Origin of the sequence: Desulforhopalus sp. (assembly GCA_030247675.1) — a bacterium.
Classification (GTDB): Bacteria; Desulfobacterota; Desulfobulbia; order Desulfobulbales; family Desulfocapsaceae; genus Desulforhopalus_A.
Genome location: JAOTRX010000005.1, coordinates 22,914 through 40,080, shown reverse-complemented (window position 1 = coordinate 40,080; position 17,167 = coordinate 22,914). Strand labels below are relative to the sequence as shown.

The 17,167-nt window shown below is 49.1% G+C and carries 16 protein-coding genes; 5 read left to right on the top strand and 11 right to left on the bottom strand.

All coding sequences use genetic code 11. The annotated features are described in order from the left end of the window. Nucleotides 1-9: 9 nt before the first annotated feature. Nucleotides 10-1,185, bottom strand: coding sequence for a homocysteine biosynthesis protein (locus tag OEL83_11685; protein MDK9707700.1), 1,176 nt, complete (start codon nt 1,183-1,185; stop codon nt 10-12). Between the two features lie 194 nt (nt 1,186-1,379). On the opposite strand from OEL83_11685, the gene pheA reads away from it, so the two are divergent. Further along, nucleotides 1,380-2,480: a prephenate dehydratase gene (gene pheA, locus OEL83_11680; GenBank protein MDK9707699.1), complete on the top strand. Its 1,101-nt coding sequence runs from the start codon at nt 1,380-1,382 to the stop codon at nt 2,478-2,480. On the opposite strand, the gene moaA is transcribed toward pheA, so the two are convergent. Further along, nucleotides 2,463-3,518, bottom strand: a complete 1,056-nt coding sequence (gene moaA, locus OEL83_11675; protein MDK9707698.1) for a GTP 3',8-cyclase MoaA — start codon at nt 3,516-3,518, stop codon at nt 2,463-2,465. The two genes, pheA and moaA, sit on opposite strands and share 18 nt — an antisense overlap. Before the next feature lie 155 nt (nt 3,519-3,673). Between moaA and tsaD the strand changes: the two genes are divergently transcribed. The 3 genes from tsaD (at nt 3,674) to nadA (ending at nt 6,924) form a co-directional block, all read left to right on the top strand. Continuing rightward, entirely contained in the window at nt 3,674-4,675 is a 1,002-nt protein-coding gene (gene tsaD / locus OEL83_11670; GenBank protein MDK9707697.1) for a tRNA (adenosine(37)-N6)-threonylcarbamoyltransferase complex transferase subunit TsaD, read from the top strand. Nucleotides 4,676-4,771: 96 nt separating this feature from the next. Then, nucleotides 4,772-5,668, top strand: coding sequence for a 16S rRNA (adenine(1518)-N(6)/adenine(1519)-N(6))-dimethyltransferase RsmA (gene rsmA, locus OEL83_11665; protein ID MDK9707696.1), 897 nt, complete (start codon nt 4,772-4,774; stop codon nt 5,666-5,668). A gap of 194 nt (nt 5,669-5,862) precedes the next feature. Further along, on the top strand, nt 5,863-6,924 hold the full coding sequence (gene nadA / locus OEL83_11660) for a quinolinate synthase NadA (protein ID MDK9707695.1): 1,062 nt from the start codon (nt 5,863-5,865) through the stop codon (nt 6,922-6,924). Here the strand turns inward: nadA and OEL83_11655 are convergent. Next, a complete protein-coding gene (locus OEL83_11655) occupies nt 6,845-8,038 on the bottom strand; it encodes a DUF3524 domain-containing protein (GenBank protein ID MDK9707694.1) in 1,194 nt (397 codons plus the stop codon). The genes nadA and OEL83_11655 overlap by 80 nt on opposite strands. Beyond that, entirely contained in the window at nt 8,035-8,490 is a 456-nt protein-coding gene (locus tag OEL83_11650) for a YkgJ family cysteine cluster protein (GenBank protein MDK9707693.1), read from the bottom strand. Before OEL83_11650 ends, OEL83_11655 begins: the two co-directional genes overlap by 4 nt. A 168-nt stretch (nt 8,491-8,658) precedes the next feature. Here OEL83_11650 and OEL83_11645 point away from each other — a divergent pair, with 168 nt between their 5' ends. Beyond that, complete coding sequence (locus OEL83_11645; protein ID MDK9707692.1) at nt 8,659-9,141, top strand: YchJ family metal-binding protein; 483 nt, start codon at nt 8,659-8,661, stop codon at nt 9,139-9,141. Nucleotides 9,142-9,192: 51 nt separating this feature from the next. On the opposite strand, the gene coaBC is transcribed toward OEL83_11645, so the two are convergent. The 7 genes from coaBC to OEL83_11610 form a co-directional block, all read right to left on the bottom strand. Beyond that, the gene (gene coaBC / locus OEL83_11640) at nt 9,193-10,407 is read right to left on the bottom strand and encodes a bifunctional phosphopantothenoylcysteine decarboxylase/phosphopantothenate--cysteine ligase CoaBC (GenBank protein ID MDK9707691.1); all 1,215 of its coding nucleotides are present in this window, start codon (nt 10,405-10,407) and stop codon (nt 9,193-9,195) included. A 78-nt stretch (nt 10,408-10,485) separates the two neighbouring features. Then, a complete protein-coding gene (locus tag OEL83_11635) occupies nt 10,486-11,895 on the bottom strand; it encodes a sugar transferase (GenBank protein MDK9707690.1) in 1,410 nt (469 codons plus the stop codon). A gap of 66 nt (nt 11,896-11,961) precedes the next feature. Then, entirely contained in the window at nt 11,962-12,903 is a 942-nt protein-coding gene (locus OEL83_11630) for a glycosyltransferase (GenBank protein MDK9707689.1), read from the bottom strand. A gap of 146 nt (nt 12,904-13,049) precedes the next feature. Further along, nucleotides 13,050-13,871 (bottom strand): glycosyltransferase family 2 protein, encoded by an 822-nt coding sequence (locus OEL83_11625; GenBank protein MDK9707688.1) that lies wholly within the window; start codon nt 13,869-13,871, stop codon nt 13,050-13,052. A 17-nt stretch (nt 13,872-13,888) separates the two neighbouring features. Beyond that, nucleotides 13,889-14,956, bottom strand: coding sequence for a glycosyltransferase family 2 protein (locus tag OEL83_11620; protein MDK9707687.1), 1,068 nt, complete (start codon nt 14,954-14,956; stop codon nt 13,889-13,891). Next, nucleotides 14,928-15,911 carry a glycosyltransferase family 2 protein gene (locus OEL83_11615; protein ID MDK9707686.1) on the bottom strand — a complete coding sequence of 328 codons (984 nt, stop codon included), beginning with the start codon at nt 15,909-15,911 and terminating at the stop codon, nt 14,928-14,930. The genes OEL83_11620 and OEL83_11615 overlap by 29 nt, the downstream gene beginning before the upstream one ends. A gap of 151 nt (nt 15,912-16,062) precedes the next feature. Continuing rightward, entirely contained in the window at nt 16,063-17,136 is a 1,074-nt protein-coding gene (locus OEL83_11610; GenBank protein ID MDK9707685.1) for a flippase-like domain-containing protein, read from the bottom strand. Nucleotides 17,137-17,167: the final 31 nt, after the last annotated feature.

Sequence of the window (17,167 nt, the reverse complement as noted above, 5' to 3'; positions counted from 1 at the left end):
GGGGCAAGACTAATCCAGCCCATCGGGCAGCAATTCCGCGGGAGGATTGAGCAGAAATTTGCCATCGGCGATTTTGACTTTCAAGATTTCCGCTATCTCACGTGCCTTAACGACACTCGACAGAGGGGTCGTCCGAACTTTCTTGCCGTTTACTTCAATTTCCCCGGATTTCAGCTGGGCATAGTTTACTTCACCATAACTCCTCGCAATACCGTTAGTGTAATCATAGCCGTAATCCACCACCTGCGTAAAAATCTCCGCATCAGACACACCGGTATATGCAGCCATTTCCGCATCAAGAATTGGTATCGGAATGCCGAGCCCCAAGGCGAGTGAATTTCCATAGCCCAAGATTGATACGCCCCGCACCCACTCAGCTGACATGGATTTCAAATCGCCCTGCACCATGACAGTGCCGGCTGGTTTTCTCGGTACACCGTTGCTGCCTCGAGGAGCTCTGGGGTTATGCTGTGTTCCTCGCCAGGTGACATAACCGGTGGCCCCGCCAAGAAAGATCCTCGTTCCAACACCTATTGTTTTATAATAGGGATCATTGAGTAAAGGACTCAGTTCCCCGGCACTGCAGTAATTGGCGTTGCGGCAATTTGGCTTCAGCATGCCCATATAGGTGTAAACCGCTTTATCGGAGAGATTAACCGCGCAGTTGTAGTTTTGATAGCCGTTACGCGGGTTGCAAAGCAAGGCATAAGGGAGGTCGGCGAGTCCAACTTCTTTCTTCATTTTCTTTCCCGCATAACAATCGGTGCCATAGGCCTTGGCTTCGAGCAGCAATTTTTTGCCGCGCAACAGATCCTCAATGACGTGACCACCACCATATCTGAACTCACCGGGATAGATCTTGTTCAAAGGATCGTCTTCGGCAGGTTCTGTGGCGCCAATGTAGGCATCGACCGCCGCAAGTCCGGCATACGCAGGAACCTTATTGACCCAGACTTTAGATGCCTTGATTGTTGGTATCATTTGACCGAAGTTAAAGAACATCCCAGAAGAACACATCGGCGCGAAGGTCCCCGTGGTCACCACATCAACCTTTCTGGCAGCCCCTTCGGGGCCGTTTTCTCGTACTATTCCAACCATTTCCTCTGCTGTAACGACGACGGCTTCACCAGCCTTGATTCTGGCGTTAATTTCCTCATAGGTTTTCTTAATTGTCTTTTCACTCATTTTCAAATCCTGCGTTATGATAGATTTATAAGGAAAACTTAAGCAATTATGGGCAATCATCGTTGCCCGGCAGGGCCCCACTATAGCGCTCTTTTACAGCTTGACATAGCCATTTCTTTGGCCTAATTTATTGGCTTCTTTGACCAGTACAGTCAACATAAAACTCTTTCGCAGAACAAATATCAAGGAGCAGCATGGAATCCGAGCAGAAAAAAGCAATCGCTTCAGGCCGAGAAAAAATTGATGCGATAGACAATAATATATTAACCCTGCTCAAGGAACGACTTTCCTGTGCTAAAGAAATTGGTAGGTTCAAAGATGAGGGAAACCGCGCCAAATGGGACCCCCTCCGCGAGCGACAGATCTATGAACGTTTACTGAGAGATAATAGCGAGGTCTTTCCGGAGGATTCTCTCCGGTCGATTTTTCATGAAATAATTACGACATGCAGACTGTCACAACGAAAGGCGGTAGTTGCCTTTTTAGGACCGGAAGCCACCTTCAGCCATCTGGCCGGTGTGAAATATTTTGGCCATTCAGCCGACTATAAAGCCATGGAGACCATCGACGATGTCTTTGCCGAAGTCGACAAAGGTCGGACCAGATACGGCATCGTGCCGGTAGAAAATTCCATTGAAGGGGCAGTTTTTTCCACCCTCGATTGTTTTATGAAATACAAGGTGCAGATCTGCGGTGAGATACAGCTGGAAATCAGCCATAATCTCGTCTGCAGATCTGGAAACATTGAAGACATCCAAACAGTTGCATCACATGTGCAGCCCTTGGCTCAATGCCGGGAATGGCTGCGCAAACATCTTCCGGCAATCCCCACCCTGCCGGTACTGTCTACCGGTGCGGCGGCCCAGATGGCAGCCAACAATCCTAACATTGGCGCCATAGCCTCATCTCTGGCTATCACCACCTATCAACTGCAAGTTGTCGTGCAAGGCATCGAGGATTATCGGGGTAACACCACGAGATTCCTGGTGATTGGCAAGAAGTCCCCTTCACGAAGCGGCCTTGACCGAACCTCCCTGCTCATCGGCCTGATGGATCGCCCCGGATCTTTGAACGAGATCCTTACGGCACTGTCGGAAGAGGATATAAACCTTGCGAAAATCGAGTCCCGCCCGATCAAAGGAAAACAATGGAAATATCTGTTCTTCCTCGACATGCTTGGACATATTGAGGATGAGAAGATACAACGGGGCTGCGATAGGTTGAAGGCCATGTGCTCGTACTTCGAGTGGCTTGGGTCCTACCCGCAAAGTGAGGACTCAGCCACCGATTCTTGACATTTGTCCCGAGCAGGACTGGCGCTCTCCCGCGGTAAGGTCCTTGCTCAGGGCATGGCCCTGGGGCTTGTCCATGATGGTTTGCCGTATGCTTCCGATGAGTTCTTCGTCGGAAGCTCCACCGCGCAGCAGCTTCTTTAAATCGGTTTCGCGGTCGTTGAGCAGACAGGAACGGAGTTTTCCCTCAGAGGTTAAGCGGAGCCGGTTGCACTGGTCGCAAAAATGATGACTTATTGGGCTGATAAAGCCTACCTCGCCCATTTTACCGTCGGGGGTATGCAATTCATACATCCGTGCCGGTCCCTCACCGTATCTCTTTGTAAAGGGCGTCAGTGTTCCCACCTCGGCAATTTTGGCCTTAATTTCTTCGGAACTGATGAACTGGTCCTTTTGCCAGGTGCTTTTCGCACCGACCGGCATAAATTCGATGAAACGTACTTTAAAAGGCTGTACTACGGCCAATTGCGCGAAAGCAGCAAATTCATCATCGTTGATGCCCTTCATTGCGACGACGTTCACCTTAATTTTAAAACCAAGGCGCTTTGCCTCAAGAAGGCCATTCCAAACATTGGTAAAATAGTCTTTACCGGTTATCCTGGTAAATTTCCCTGGGACCAAGGTGTCCAGTGACACATTAAGGTGACGTATCCCAGCGCTATAGAGTCTTTCCGCGTAATCGGCCAGCAACACACCGTTGGTGGTCAACCGCACTTCGTTAAGACCCTCTAGTAAAAATAGCTGATCAATAAATTCGAGAATCCCCTTCCTGACCAGCGGTTCGCCGCCGGTGAGACGCAACTTGTTCATTCCCATCGAAACTGCAAGGCGAACCACGCGCAAAAGTTCTTCGTAACTGAGCAATTCGCCATGGGAGAGGAACTTTCCAGTCTTGACCTGATCATCCCGGTTCAGCTCTCCTTCCGGCATGCAATACATACAGCGCAAATTGCAGCGATCGGTGAGAGAGAGACGGAGATAGGTGATTGTCCGGGAAAATTGATCAACAAGCAGTGGAGCTGGGGAGGTATTCTGAGTCACAGGATGCTATCTTGGGATAAATTAATAAAGTGTACGAACATTGACTTTCAAACTCTCCATCTATATACTGGCGGACGCTTACTTGCAAGAACACTATAAGAACGTCACAAATTCTATCAAACAGCACATACAAATTCGGGATACACCTTTTCGGCATGCTTGTCCTTGGTATAGAGAGCTCCTGTGATGATACTGCGGCAGCGGTTCTCGACAATAATCGTATCCTTTCCAGTGTGCTAAATTGTCAAGATGCCATTCACGCCAAATTTGGCGGTGTTGTTCCAGAGCTTGCGTCGCGAAAGCACCTGCAATCCATCTACCCTGTGGTGCAAAGCGCACTGCACCAGGCCGGCGTCGACCTTGCCGACATTGACTTGATCGCCGCAACCCAGGGGCCGGGACTCATCGGCTCGCTGCTCGTCGGATTTTCCTATGCCAAGGCCTTGGCCCATGTGCGGAAGATTCCCTTTGTTGGAGTTGACCACATGGCCGGACATATTCTATCGGTCTTTCTCAGTAAGGAAAAACCGGACTTTCCCTTTATTGCCCTCATTGTTTCCGGGGGAACGTCTTCCATATTTCTCGCCGAGGATTTTCATCACTTTCGCCTATTAGGCCGGACCCGCGACGACGCAGCCGGCGAGGCCTTTGATAAAGTCGCAAAATTACTGAATCTTCCCTATCCAGGTGGGCGACACATCGCGGCTATGGCAACCGACGGCGACCCACAATATGTGCGTTTCCCCAGGGCGTGGCTCGATAATCAATCTCTTGACTTTAGTTTTAGCGGGCTGAAAACAGCGGTTCTTAACCACGTCAATCAGCAAAAAACCAAAGGCATTGAATTGCGGGTGGCAGATATCTGTGCTTCCTTTCAGGAGGCGATAGTCGAGGTCTTAGTCGAAAAAACCCTCCACGCAGCCCGAACCAACAATATTACCAGCCTTGTCTTGGGTGGCGGCGTGTCGGCAAACATACGTCTGCGGGAAGCCTTTGCCCAAAGATGCCCATCGGAAGGAATTGTCTTTCACGCCCCCGAACCCAAATACTGTACGGACAATGCCGCGATGATTGCTCTTGCCGGCTTTCATACATTCAACCATGCCGGGGCATATGACAGCGATCAGGATGTCTATTCACGATCCCCTCTCGGTTGAATTTTCTGATAGTTTTGCAGGTTATATGCCCAGGCAAGGTTTCTTCCGCTCCGGGTGCCGCCTAAATGTCATGATTACAGAAAACACAAAACAAAAATGACTAAATACGGACGACAGACACAAAATGCCCTCAAGGGCCATCAACTCGCCCCGAAAAAGCGCCTTGGCCAAAACTTTCTGGTAAACAGAAATACCGCGGAAGCGATAGTTCGTGCCGGCAATGTAACCGCAACCGACATCATTTTGGAGGTAGGTGTTGGGCTTGGGGCGCTTACTACACCCCTCGCGGCTGCCGTCCAGCATGTCTTTGGCTATGAAATCGATAGTGGTATCATCCGGTTTCATGAGGAAGAAGGAGACCTCCCAGCCAATGTGACTCTCGTTCACCAGGACATCCTCACCGCTGATTTTCAAGCTATCGCCAAGCAATGTGGCGGTTCATTGAAAATCTTAGCCAACTTGCCGTATTCCATATCAAATCCCTTCATTTTTAAACTCATCGACAACGCACCGCTCATCGATTGTGCAACTATCATGCTGCAAAAGGAAGTGGCGGATCGTCTGACTGCCCTACCGTCCTCCAAAGATTATGGTGTCCCGACGGTCCTCCTTGCCTGCTGTGCCAGGGTGAAAAAGCTGATGACCCTAAAACCGGCTGAATTTCACCCCCGGCCGAAAATTGATTCCGTGGTCATTCATATTGATTTTGCGACGCATCGCAAGCTGGCAGAAGGTAACAAAGGCCCCTCTTTTGATTTCTCTCTCCTCAAAAAAATCGTTCGGACGACCTTTAATCAGCGGCGCAAAACCATTTTGAACACCTTGAGCCACAGTGATTGTTTAGGTATTCCGGGAGAAATCGATCACCCCAAAAAGAAACAACTCACCGAGAATGCAATTCTTGCCGCCGACCTTTCTCCTGCCGCCCGGCCGGAAACGCTTACTGTGGCTGATTTTATAGGCTTATCAAGGGCCATACAGCAGCTGCAATAGTATTATTAAAAATGCGAAAAAGCCGATTCTAGCCAGTCATTTTAAGGCTTAAGATCTTTTTCACATTGCAGGTCTGCCGACCTTGTCCTAGTATATCGACTCACTTCGGCGGGTTTTTGTAAGGCTGCACAAGGCTTTCCCTGAGGTCTATCCCGTCGCTTCTTTCTCTGTAAACCCAAGTTAAAGACACTGCCATGATCGCTGCTCCCAAAAAAACTCTTGATATTCAGAATATTCCACAGATTACCGTCCCGCCTCATCGGCAATGGCCACCCCTTTCAGCCGGCGAATTGACCGCCCTTAAAGAAAGGATCAAGCGACTCTTAAAACAGCAAAATGCCGTGCTTGTCGCCCATTATTATACCGACGGTTCTCTACAGGATTTGGCTGAGGAAACGGGAGGTTGTGTTGCCGATAGCCTGGAGATGGCCCGTTTCGGTACCACCCATCCAGCCGATACCCTGGTTGTAGCGGGGGTCCGATTTATGGGAGAAACCTCGAAGATACTCAACAATGAAAAACGGGTATTGATGCCCGATCTCGGCGCGACCTGTTCTCTGGATGAAGGCTGCCCGTATGAACTATTTGCTTCTTTTTGCGACCTGCACCCCGAGCATACGGTAGTGGTTTATGCCAATACCAGCGCCAAGGTCAAGGCGCGTTCCGATTGGGTGGTAACCTCGGGCATCGCTCTTCCCATCATTCGCCATCTTGCCGAGCGTGGGGAAAAAATTCTCTGGGCACCCGACAAGCATCTCGGTAATTACGTGCAAAAACTAACCGGCGCCGACATGCTTTTTTGGCCCGGGTCCTGCGTGGTACACGAGGAATTTCGGGCTGTTGCCCTAGAACGACTGCGCAAACTCCATCCAGATGCCGCCATCCTCGTCCATCCTGAATCGCCAGAGGCGGTACTTGCCCATGCAGACGTGATCGGCTCGACTACAGCCCTCATAAATGCGGTGGCGACTCTCCCCAACCCGGAATTTATAGTGGCAACCGATGCGGGAATTTTTAATAAGATGCGTCAGGTAGCACCAGGGAAAATCCTGCTCGAAGCCCCGACTGTTGGTGAAGGCGCAACTTGCCAGAGCTGTGCCAATTGCCCCTGGATGGGGATGAACTCCCTGCAAAATCTGGTGGAGGTCCTTGAAACAGGCAAAAACGAGATTGAAGTCAGCCCTGAACTGGCGGCAAAGGCACGGATTCCGATCCGCAGGATGCTTGACTTTGCGGCGAACATGAAAAAGAGCTGAGCGGGATTGCACTTTCCCTTCCAGTATCATTATCGAAAAGCCATTGGCTATAGCTCGGGGCAAGCGTTTGCCAGCTGAACCTTTCGGTAATTGCCCTGGCGTTTTCAGGTGAGAGACGAGATGTATTGCTGAGCGCTGTAACGAGTTTCTTGGTCAACTCGGTTTCCTGATAGAGATAGGTTTCAGAAAACAGCTCCGGATAGGAAAGTCGATCGGGCAATAGAGGCAAACAACCCGCCCGTACCGCCTCGATAATGGCAATCCCAAAGAACTCATGCAGTGCCGTTGATATCACCACATCCCCTCGGCAAAGCAAGGCAACATACTCCGAGTACGAAGCGGCATAGCCGTAATGGATGATTCGATCTTTAAATACATTCCTTGCCTCGGCAAAGCAGTGCGGACTATCCGGAAATGTCTGGCCAAGAAGGATCAGACGAAAATCAAACCCCAAAGATGCAATTTCGTGCAATGCCTGAAAAAAACGTTCGGGATTCTTGTCATGCTCCCAACGATGATTCCAGACTATAACCGGTACGTCCGACCCCGGATTCCTCGTCTGTTGATCGATACCTGAGAAATCAATCCCCGGGTACAAAACCCGGCTCTTCCCCCGCAATTCTTCAATGATCCCAGACAACTCCATTTCTCCAGCCGCCTGCAGATACTTCCGGCAACCGCTTAAAAACGATTGAGCATTGAAGTCCGAATTGAAGGCAATGCGATCGGAGGCAAGAGCCGAATGGAAATTGATTGCCGCGAATTGAAAGTTGCTCGGATCGGCCCGTCTCTGTGGGTAAAGCAGTTGGTTTTCATGAAAATAGGTACAGATCCTCGCTGCATTATCCCATCCCTTTACTTTGATAAGCAAGGCTCGGAATACCGCGACATCGACAAAGGATGAACAGAGTACGGTATCAAATCGTCGCTGTTCCAGGGGAAGACCCTTTATTTTTTTGATACACCACAGAGCCGAGAGCTGCATGCGCATCTTCCACTTCCTGGCAGGCAGGGTGAAGACGACGTAATCAGCGGCAATATGCCTCTGTAAACCCTCCAGAAAGAAGCGGTGTGAGCCTCCATAATATGGTTCAAGAATAAGAATGCGTTTCATTTTCTTTTCTGCATTGCAGCGCTCAAGACCTTTTGAAACGGTTCCACCTCAACAAATCGGTACCCGCAGGATGGCGGCAACCGGCCTCCGGCAAAGACATGAGAACTCTCCGGAAACTTTCGGCAAAGAGGCAACCTGTTATCATAATCACCGCAGGTTCCGTCAGCGGTACTCCAGCTACAGCTAAATAGCAGAAAACCTTGCGAGTCCTTCCCGGTAATAGTAAATCTATTGTATTCCGGATAGTTGGAGACTATTTCCTGAAACGCCTTCTCGGAACGAAGCCATCCCTCTCGGCCCTCAAGGGAAATACTCCGGCAACACATACCGCAGCCGCGGCAACTCCCGGTAACGAGAATGGATTTTCCCCGGATTCGCATGAACAAATACCGTACCAAACCAGGCAGGGAGAGACTGCGAATACGCTTGAAGATAAGAGGAATCTTGGCCATTGTGCCCACGCTTTTTCATTGAACAGCTGCCCTGTCCATTGTATGTATACAGACGTTTTTACACTGTTTGCGTATCCTTGCACAATTTTTCGTAGCGGCATTCACGAGATAATCCCGCATGCCAAGATACAATCTCTCCCCCTCCTCCTCAGGGCTAAAAAACAAATCATGACCAATTCGCACCCGTGCCCCTGTGGCAGCAGTCTTCCGTATACCGACTGTTGTCTGCCCATTCTCGATGACCACCGCAAGGCAACAACCGCCGAGATGTTGATGCGATCGAGGTACACCGCCTTTGTTGAAAAGCACGAAAGGCATATCCTCGCCAGTTGGCATCACACTAACCGTCCGGAAAAACTCAACTTCGACAATCATCCCGTTGTATGGCTGGGGCTTGAAATCCACGGAACTTTAGGAGGTTCTGATCAGGACAGCACCGGCTCTGTGGATTTCACTTCGACCTATCTGGAAAATGGCCAGATCTCCATATTGCGAGAAAACAGCGAATTTGTCCGTGAAGATGGCTTGTGGTACTACCTACGCGGAGAATGCCGGGTAAAACGGCAAAAAGTCGAACGCAACGGCCCCTGCCCCTGCGGATCTGGGAAAAAATTCAAGCGCTGCTGCCTTGTCAACACCCCCGTCCATTAATTCGGTCGTTCACGAAAATCGACGGCGAAACAAAGGATTCAAAGCTGCAGTCTACAGGGCGGCCTTTGGCAGAAGCTGCTTAATTCTATCCAAAAGAAGATCAGCGGAATGGAGTTTACTGGTATGGGGCAGGGTCTCCGTCCCCGTCGCTGAAACGAGCAGGATTTGATTGGACTCGACCTCAAATCCAGTACTTTCACCGCTGATATCGTTGACCGCTATCAGGTCAAGGTTTTTACTCTTGAGCTTTCGCCTCCCCTCTTCAAGGAGGTTAGTGCTTTCCGCCGCAAAGCCTACCAATATCTGGCCCGGTGTTTTTCTCTTGCCCAACTCCAAGAGGATATCGGGATTACGCTCCAGAATCAGTTCTTTGGCGATGTTTTCCTTCTTCACTTTATGTTCAGAAACCGTCGCCGGCCGGTAGTCGGCAACTGCCGCGGCCTTGACGATTACCGCCTGCTCAGCAGCACTTGCCAACACCGCCTCGCACATTTGTTGGGCCGTTTGCACTTTCAGCAGGCTTACTCCAGGAGGACAGGGCAAGGAACTGGGGCCGCTTACGAGAAGCACCTCCGCCCCCCTGCGACTCGCCGCCTGAGCTACCGCGTAGCCCATCTTCCCCGTTGACCGGTTACTTAAATACCGAGCCGGATCGATAGGTTCTCTTGTTGGTCCGGCAGTCACAAGAAACCTCACCCCCTGCAGATCCTGGGGAGTAAGGTTTTGGGCAAGCGCCTCTTTAACGCCGTCCCACTCGGCAAGACGTCCCTCCCCTTCCTCCTTACAGGCCATCTTGCCGCAGGCTGGATCGAGTATTTTATAGCCTAGCTCTTTGAGTCTTACGATATTTTTCTGAACCGCTGGATGACTGTACATTCGGCTATTCATCGCCGGACAAAGGAGAACCTGCGCCCTGGTTGCAAGAACCATCGTGGTCAGGAGATCATCGGCTATGCCACCAGCAAGTTTTCCGATAACATTGGCCGTTGCCGGAGCAATCAGGACCAGGTCCGCATCCCGGCCAAGGCTGATATGAGCCATTGCCTCTTCTTTGCCAGAGCTGAACATCGCGGTATGCACATCGTTACCCGACAATGCGGCAAAGGTCAAAGGCGCAACGAATTCGGTTGCCGACGAGGTCATGACTACTGATACCATTGCCTCATCCTTGGCAAGATCACTGACCCAGCCGGCGACCTTAAAAACCGCTATCGATCCGGAAATGCCGACGACTATCTTCTTGCCGGAAAAAATATTCTGAGTCATTTCAAGTAACCTCGATCGCAATGGGAAGTGATTCCGCTGTCTACCCTCGGCAAGACAGATAACAATCCTTGAGGAAGGTCAATACGCCCCCTTTCCTTTAAACATGCAGAACACAGTTTTAATGATGATCTTAATATCGGTCCAAAGGGAAAAATTGAGAATATACCAGTCATCCATCTTCACGCGCTCATCATAATCCTCGATGTTCGAACGACGCCCTACCTGCCATGGCCCGGTTATGCCAGGTTTCATCGAGCAGTATCTGCCGGCACTTTCCTTATAAAACTCATTCAATTCATTGCCGACGATCGGCCGGGCCCCGACAACACTCATATCGCCTCGGATTACATTGATAAACTGAGGGAACTCGTCAAGGCTCGTTTTTCTCAGAAAGCGGCCTATGGTTGTCACCCGCGGGTCATTTTTCAGCTTGTAATTGTGCGCCCATTCCTGGCGAAGATCCTCATTTTCGGCAAGCAGCTTTTCCAGTTCCCGGTCGGCACCAACTCGCATGGTTCTAAACTTTAAGCAATTAAAGGTCTTACCGGCGGAGGTTATCCTTGTGTGGCGATAAAAGATCGGACCACCATCGCTCAACTTTACCAGCAGAGCAATAAGGAGGGTGAGGGGCAGGGTGCCAATAAGCACCGCAATTGAAAAGATCAGATCAAAGCTCCGCTTCCACTCGGTGTTCGGATTGAAATTAAGGATGAGAAGATCGCCAAGTGACTGAATCTCCGCATGATGGAGCCCATAAACGTACAAATCCGGCACCAAGTAGATACGCGCTCCGAGAGATCGGCACTCCCGGAGAATTCTGAAAATCTTTCTTTCAGCCCGCATCGGCAGAGCGATATACACATAATCAATATCGTGAATTTCAAGAAATTCGGTTATCGCGGCGGTATTGCCGAGAATCGGTTTGCCATTGACCTCGGTTATCGCTTCATCGTCAATCTTGTCATCGAAAAAGCCAATGACCTCAATTCCTGCCCAAGGCATGGTCTCAACCTGTTTCAAAAGGTTGAGACCGAGGTCGCCAGCTCCAACGATTACCGCCCGACGCACATTCTTGCCGTTTTGCCGTATCTTGCGCAGTAATTTTCTGATTACGACATGCATAACAAAAATCAACAGGGGGGTAGTGGTCGACCAGATCATGATCACCACCCGGGAATAGGCGGTTGATATCTTGAAGATGAAAAAATAGAATAGCAAGAGCCCGATAACTGCGCCCCAAGCCTTGAGAATCACTAAAAATTCAAGAATATACTTCCAGCCCCGCCACGACCGGTACAATTGAAAAGATTGGAAGCTTATAAAGCATAAAACGAAAGCAATGACGACAAGCCTTGTATAATAGGGGCTCCATGGCACCCTATACCAGACAACCAGCAGTGCAAGATAACTGACAGCGAAGACACAATCAAAGAGATGAAGGAATCTTGCGATGAGCGAGCTTTGTTCCCGAAGATTAATAGACAGCATATTTCATAAGAGGTAATCGACAACCGCAGTGGAAAATCCCGGTAAGGATCTGCAGTGTACCGTCGTTCATGATTGTCCCTGCCACCACAACCTGTGCATACTGAAAAAAGAGCGCCAGGCGGCAGGTATATATTTGTGCGATCTGCCGAGTTTGTAGCCGATCATTTTAAAGGCAGTACGCAGAAGACAGTCGGGCAGTAAATAATAGTGCTTATCCCTAAGGATCATAGAAAACAACGACCGTACGTACTGCGTCCCCACGCCCTCCGCCCCGCCGAAGGTATCAAGGAGCCATTTCTCTCTTGTGTGCAGTACACCGATGTCAAATGATCGTCGAAACTCTTCAGCAATTGCGTAGTTATGGCTGTGGTATACGGCCGCCTCTGCAACATAAGCAACCTTGTGTCCCGCCGCAAGAAGCTTTCCCAAGGTACAGGTATCTTCACCAAAAATCAAACCGTTCTTGAAATAGCCGACCTCGGCTAAGCACTGCCTTCTATACGCCGCAAAGGAATTGGAAATAAAAATGGTTTTCAGACCATATTGATTACGATCTGCAAAACCTCGCACAACTGATTCAGGCGGATAATTGAACAGACGCAAATGGCCGGCAACGGGCGTGGCATTTGCTCCGGGTAATTGTCGCCCGTAGCTGCAGGCCACTGTCCGGTGTTGGAGAAGGGGTGCGACAAGAAGTTCCAGGGCGTCGCGGGAGGCCAGTATTGCATCCTGGGTGAAAAAAAGCAATATTTCCCCCCGAGCCTTTCTTGCCAGCTCTGCCCGGGTTCCGCCATGATCAAATTTCTCTTTAGCTATGCTTGTGACTTCTGCCCCGGCAGACTTGCATATGGCAACAGTTTGGTCATCCGACGACGAATCAACGACAAGTATTTCTTCAGGTTGCCGGTGTTGCCGTTTCAGGGCGGCAAAAAACTCACCAAGCGTTGCCTCGCCATTGCGGGTGGGGATAATAACCGAAATCGTACAATTCTGATTCTTTATATTCATGCATCCTGCGCTCAGACGGCCAGTCGTCTGCCAGATGTTTTAGGTTCGAGGCTCATAGCCCGGATTGCCAATGAATTGTAACTATATCCGTAGCTTCAATGGATTCTGGAGAAAAGCAACTCATTGGTGGTTTGAACCAAACGAAACTAAAGATGAAAAACCCGCACTAAGAATAGCTTCAATAAGGCCCAAACTACCATTGGATCCGGGTGTTTGCGATACAGCAGGACTTCATTTCTCGCGGCCATCAGGCGCAGCTTGTAATCGATATGCTTTCTCTTGCCGGCCCAGCCTCGACAATGATAGGCGAGGAGCCTTGGGTCGTAGATCAATTTCCAGCCAGCCTCTTTCAGACGAAGACAGAGTTCAATATCCTCCTTATACAGGAAAAAATCCCCGTCAAACACCTCTCCTTGAAATGGCACCAGAGCTTTCAAGCGGCAACACATCAGTGCCCCGCAAAGAGCTAGGGGATTGGCAATCAGGTCATATTGACCATGATCTTTTGTTCCCTGCCCCCGATCATACCACCGCCCATACCAGCGCCTGAATATTCCCGTTGAATCGATCAATCCGGTAGGTTTGCCAACATTCGCGTCATACCCGAGCAATTTGCCGGATACCATTGCTGCATCGGGATTTTCGTTAAGGACAGTGATGGCCTGGGCCAGGTAATCGGCTGACAAAAAAGTATCTGGATTTAAAAAAACGACCATTCCCTCTCGACCCGAACCAATCTGCCGGAAACCGATGTTATTAGCCCGAGAAAATCCAATATTTTCCGTTTTGATTATGTGTGTTTCCCATGGATGAACCACATCATCGAGGTAATTCGGATCACTCGATCCGCTGTCAACAATTACCACCGCCTTGATCGGTACAGTCTGTTTTTCCAGATGGGAAAGGCAGGTATCGAGAACTTCAGCGGAATTATGGGTTACTATTACTACATAAATTGGGATAGCCATTCTCTGCGAAGCAAAGCTTACCAAAAGAAGAGTTTACAATAGCAGGACAACAAAAAGTTATTCTTACCGGCGGCGATCCTTCTGTCCATAATGGAACCTACAGCCTCTCTTTCAGCTGCCTGAATCATGGTAGCAAATTGCTCCGAGGGTATCACTGTATCGGATTTTCGCTGCCTCCTTCCCTTCACAACAAAATAGGGAATCCTCAGTATTCCTTGAAAAAACCCGGCAAAATAGGAAGGCAGCATACCTTTTTTTAAACAAAAAAGCATCCAGGCGAACTGGTAGACAACAATAGCCGGAAAAAACCGCAACAACACCAGTAGAGGATAATTTTTCGCGATCACATGAAGGTTGTTACGTGTGGACAGACGAACAGTCAGCCGATTTATCTTTGACCCGGAACTGGCACTGCCTATATGGAAAACCTTGGATCCGGCAATATACATGCACCGCAGACCATGCCTTCTTGCCCGCATATTGAGGTCAACGTCTTCGAGGTAGGCAAAGAAATCGGTGTCAAATAGGCCAATCTTGGCAAAGACATCTCTATGGTACAGGGCCGCCCCAGCACAGGCTCCAAACGACTCACGGTCACCTTGGTATTTTTCGCCATCCCGCTCCATGGTTCCTAGTCGATAGCCAACTCCGCCGCGGAGTACAGCGTCGCCGGCCCCATCGATGAAATCACGCTGGTGGTAATTCAACATTTTCAGGGCAAAAACATCGCAACCAGGATACCTTTCCATGGCCAACCGAAGATTTTCCAGACAGTCTGTTGCCACCTCCATATCATTATTGAGAAGCAGCAACCACGGAGCTCTACTGGCTTCAATCCCTTTATTGACGGCAACACAGAAACCGGTGTTATAGAGGAGCTCAATAATCTTTACTTCGGGAAACGTATCCCGAAGAAGCTGAATTGAACCATCCTTAGAACCGTTATCGACGACGATGACCCGGAAATTGCTGAATACCTGCCGGCGAAGCGATACCAAACAGTGTTCCAGCATTTCTTTTCCATTCCAGTTGGGAATGATGATCTCAATCAGTGGCTCAACACCGACCATCGGTCTCTTTACCATCAGGCGTTTCACTATCAGCGCGGTAGACCTTTTTGATGTGGTACACCGGTTTATTCTGGGATTCGTGATAGGTACGGGCCTGAAGTTCAGCTATTAAGCCAAGAGAAATAAACTGAATACCTATAAATATAAGGAGGACCGCAAGAAACAGCATGGGACGGTCGGATAAGGGCACCCCCATAAACTGCCGCTGGAAGGTCATAATCATGGCAATCAAAAAGCCGAGTCCTCCGCAGACGACACCCATCAGGCCAAAAACCTGGATTGGCCTGGTGGAGTAACTGAGAAGAAATTTCACTGTCATCAGATCAAGGATCACCCTGATTGTTCGTGATATGCCATATTTTGACGAACCAAAGCGCCGAGCCCGGTGGTTGACTTTCACCTCGGTGAAATCGATTCCCATGCCACTGGCTATTGCCGGGATAAATCTGTGCATCTCTCCATAAAGCTTCACACTCTTTATGACCTCTTTGCGGAAGGCTTTGAGCGTGCAGCCGTAATCGTGAAGATTGACTCCGGTTGTCTTGGAAATAATTTTATTGGCAATAATCGAGGGAAGACGCCTATTAATAAAGGCATCTTTGCGATCATAGCGCCAGCCGGTAACGACATCATTGCCAGCTTTGATCTGTTCGAGTAATCGGGGGATGTCTCTCGGGTCATTTTGCAGATCTGCATCCATAGTGATGATTACGTCGCCCTGGGCGTAATCGAAGCCCGCCGCCATAGCTGCAGTCTGTCCGAAATTCTTGCGAAAATTGACAACCACAACATGGCTATCTTTTTGTTGCAGATTGCGTAATAACTCAAGGCTCCGATCAGTACTGCCATCATCGATAAACAGGATTTCATGGTCATCTTCAAGCGCATTGAGAACCTGCTTCAATTCTTCATAAAGAAGCGGAATATTTTCTTCCTCATTTAAGAGTGGAATAACAACAGAGACTAACACAGTGATTTCTCCAAGTATAGGTGGGTGATTGTCGTTAGCCGATTGCCGGAGTTGCCTGAGGTGTTCATAAAGCTAAAACTGCAACCCTCATTACCGTGAAGGACAACCGAAAATTAATGAGATTTTTGCAATAATACCAAGAATTCATCGATCATGCCGTAAAATCCCTCTGTTCAATCTGCAGGCGGTGTTTTTGCCGGTACACAAGATAGCTGACAAATCCCATGCCCCCAAGACTCAACATCTTTAATCGCAAAAATAATCCCATAGCAAGCGATTCCGCACCCTCAACGCCAATAAGAAGGAAATAGAAAACGAAGACCGATTCATAATAACCGAGGTTGCCGAGCAGAGTAACTGGAACTTGGGCGACCAGCATGATAGCGGGCACCATTGCGCAAATTGCCAAGAAACTGACATCGACATGAAATGTCTTGAATGCCGTGTAAACATTTATCCAGGTCAGTACGTTAAAGAATATGGTGAGGCCGATCAAACGAAGAACAAACTGTTGATTGCTTTTCATCGCATCACTGGCAATCTGTACCTCCGACTTGAGTTTTTCAAGGCGTTCAAGGATGATATGGTACAGGTTTTCACACCAGACTACTGACTTTGCTAGTCGCCCCAGATATTTCCATGCGGTAAGCCGGTGTAGATATAAAAATGAAATCTCCGCAAGTTTTTTGGGAATAGCAAAGGGGTTCTTTGCAATGCACACCCAAACGATAATGGCGGCGAAAACAAGGCCGGCACAAGCAGGAACAAACATATAGGGATTGCCAAGCAGTTCGATACGAAAGAATGGTGCTATAGCAGCAAGAAGAAAGAGGAAAAAAACACCCGAAAGTCGTTCGACAACGATACTGACTGCCGCGTAGGCCTGATTTTCGATTATCTTCCCTGAATAATAGGAGCGCACGACATCGCCGCCAAAAGTCGAGGGCAGGATATTTGAAAAGAAATATCCAATGAGATATATTTTGAAAAGTTCCCAGTAGGAAAGCGGTTTCCCCTTGAGGTCAAGAATGATCTTCCATTTAGCACAGCTTGCGGCGAGTAAGATCATGGTAACTCCAAAGGAAACGACGAACCATGGCCAACTGACTTTTTGAAAGACCGCAACCAGTTCATTTCCCCGGACAAAAGAGAGCAACACCGAAAAAAAAGCGAAACTGACAATGAATTTAAAAATCGTTTTTGCTGCTTTGGAAATCTTTAGCATATAACTACCAACCTACCACAAGGTCATTGAG

Coding starts and splice junctions, on each gene's coding strand:
- nadA (MDK9707695.1), top strand. CDS start 5,863: ATGATCGCTGCTCCCAAAAAAACTCTTGATATTCAGAATATTCCACAG.
- coaBC (MDK9707691.1), bottom strand. CDS start 10,407: ATGACTCAGAATATTTTTTCCGGCAAGAAGATAGTCGTCGGCATTTCC.
- pheA (MDK9707699.1), top strand. CDS start 1,380: ATGGAATCCGAGCAGAAAAAAGCAATCGCTTCAGGCCGAGAAAAAATT.
- rsmA (MDK9707696.1), top strand. CDS start 4,772: ATGACTAAATACGGACGACAGACACAAAATGCCCTCAAGGGCCATCAA.
- tsaD (MDK9707697.1), top strand. CDS start 3,674: ATGCTTGTCCTTGGTATAGAGAGCTCCTGTGATGATACTGCGGCAGCG.
- OEL83_11620 (MDK9707687.1), bottom strand. CDS start 14,956: ATGGTAAAGAGACCGATGGTCGGTGTTGAGCCACTGATTGAGATCATC.
- OEL83_11635 (MDK9707690.1), bottom strand. CDS start 11,895: ATGCTGTCTATTAATCTTCGGGAACAAAGCTCGCTCATCGCAAGATTC.
- OEL83_11630 (MDK9707689.1), bottom strand. CDS start 12,903: ATGAATATAAAGAATCAGAATTGTACGATTTCGGTTATTATCCCCACC.
- OEL83_11610 (MDK9707685.1), bottom strand. CDS start 17,136: ATGCTAAAGATTTCCAAAGCAGCAAAAACGATTTTTAAATTCATTGTC.
- OEL83_11685 (MDK9707700.1), bottom strand. CDS start 1,185: ATGAGTGAAAAGACAATTAAGAAAACCTATGAGGAAATTAACGCCAGA.
- OEL83_11650 (MDK9707693.1), bottom strand. CDS start 8,490: ATGGCCAAGATTCCTCTTATCTTCAAGCGTATTCGCAGTCTCTCCCTG.
- OEL83_11645 (MDK9707692.1), top strand. CDS start 8,659: ATGACCAATTCGCACCCGTGCCCCTGTGGCAGCAGTCTTCCGTATACC.
- OEL83_11655 (MDK9707694.1), bottom strand. CDS start 8,038: ATGAAACGCATTCTTATTCTTGAACCATATTATGGAGGCTCACACCGC.
- OEL83_11625 (MDK9707688.1), bottom strand. CDS start 13,871: ATGGCTATCCCAATTTATGTAGTAATAGTAACCCATAATTCCGCTGAA.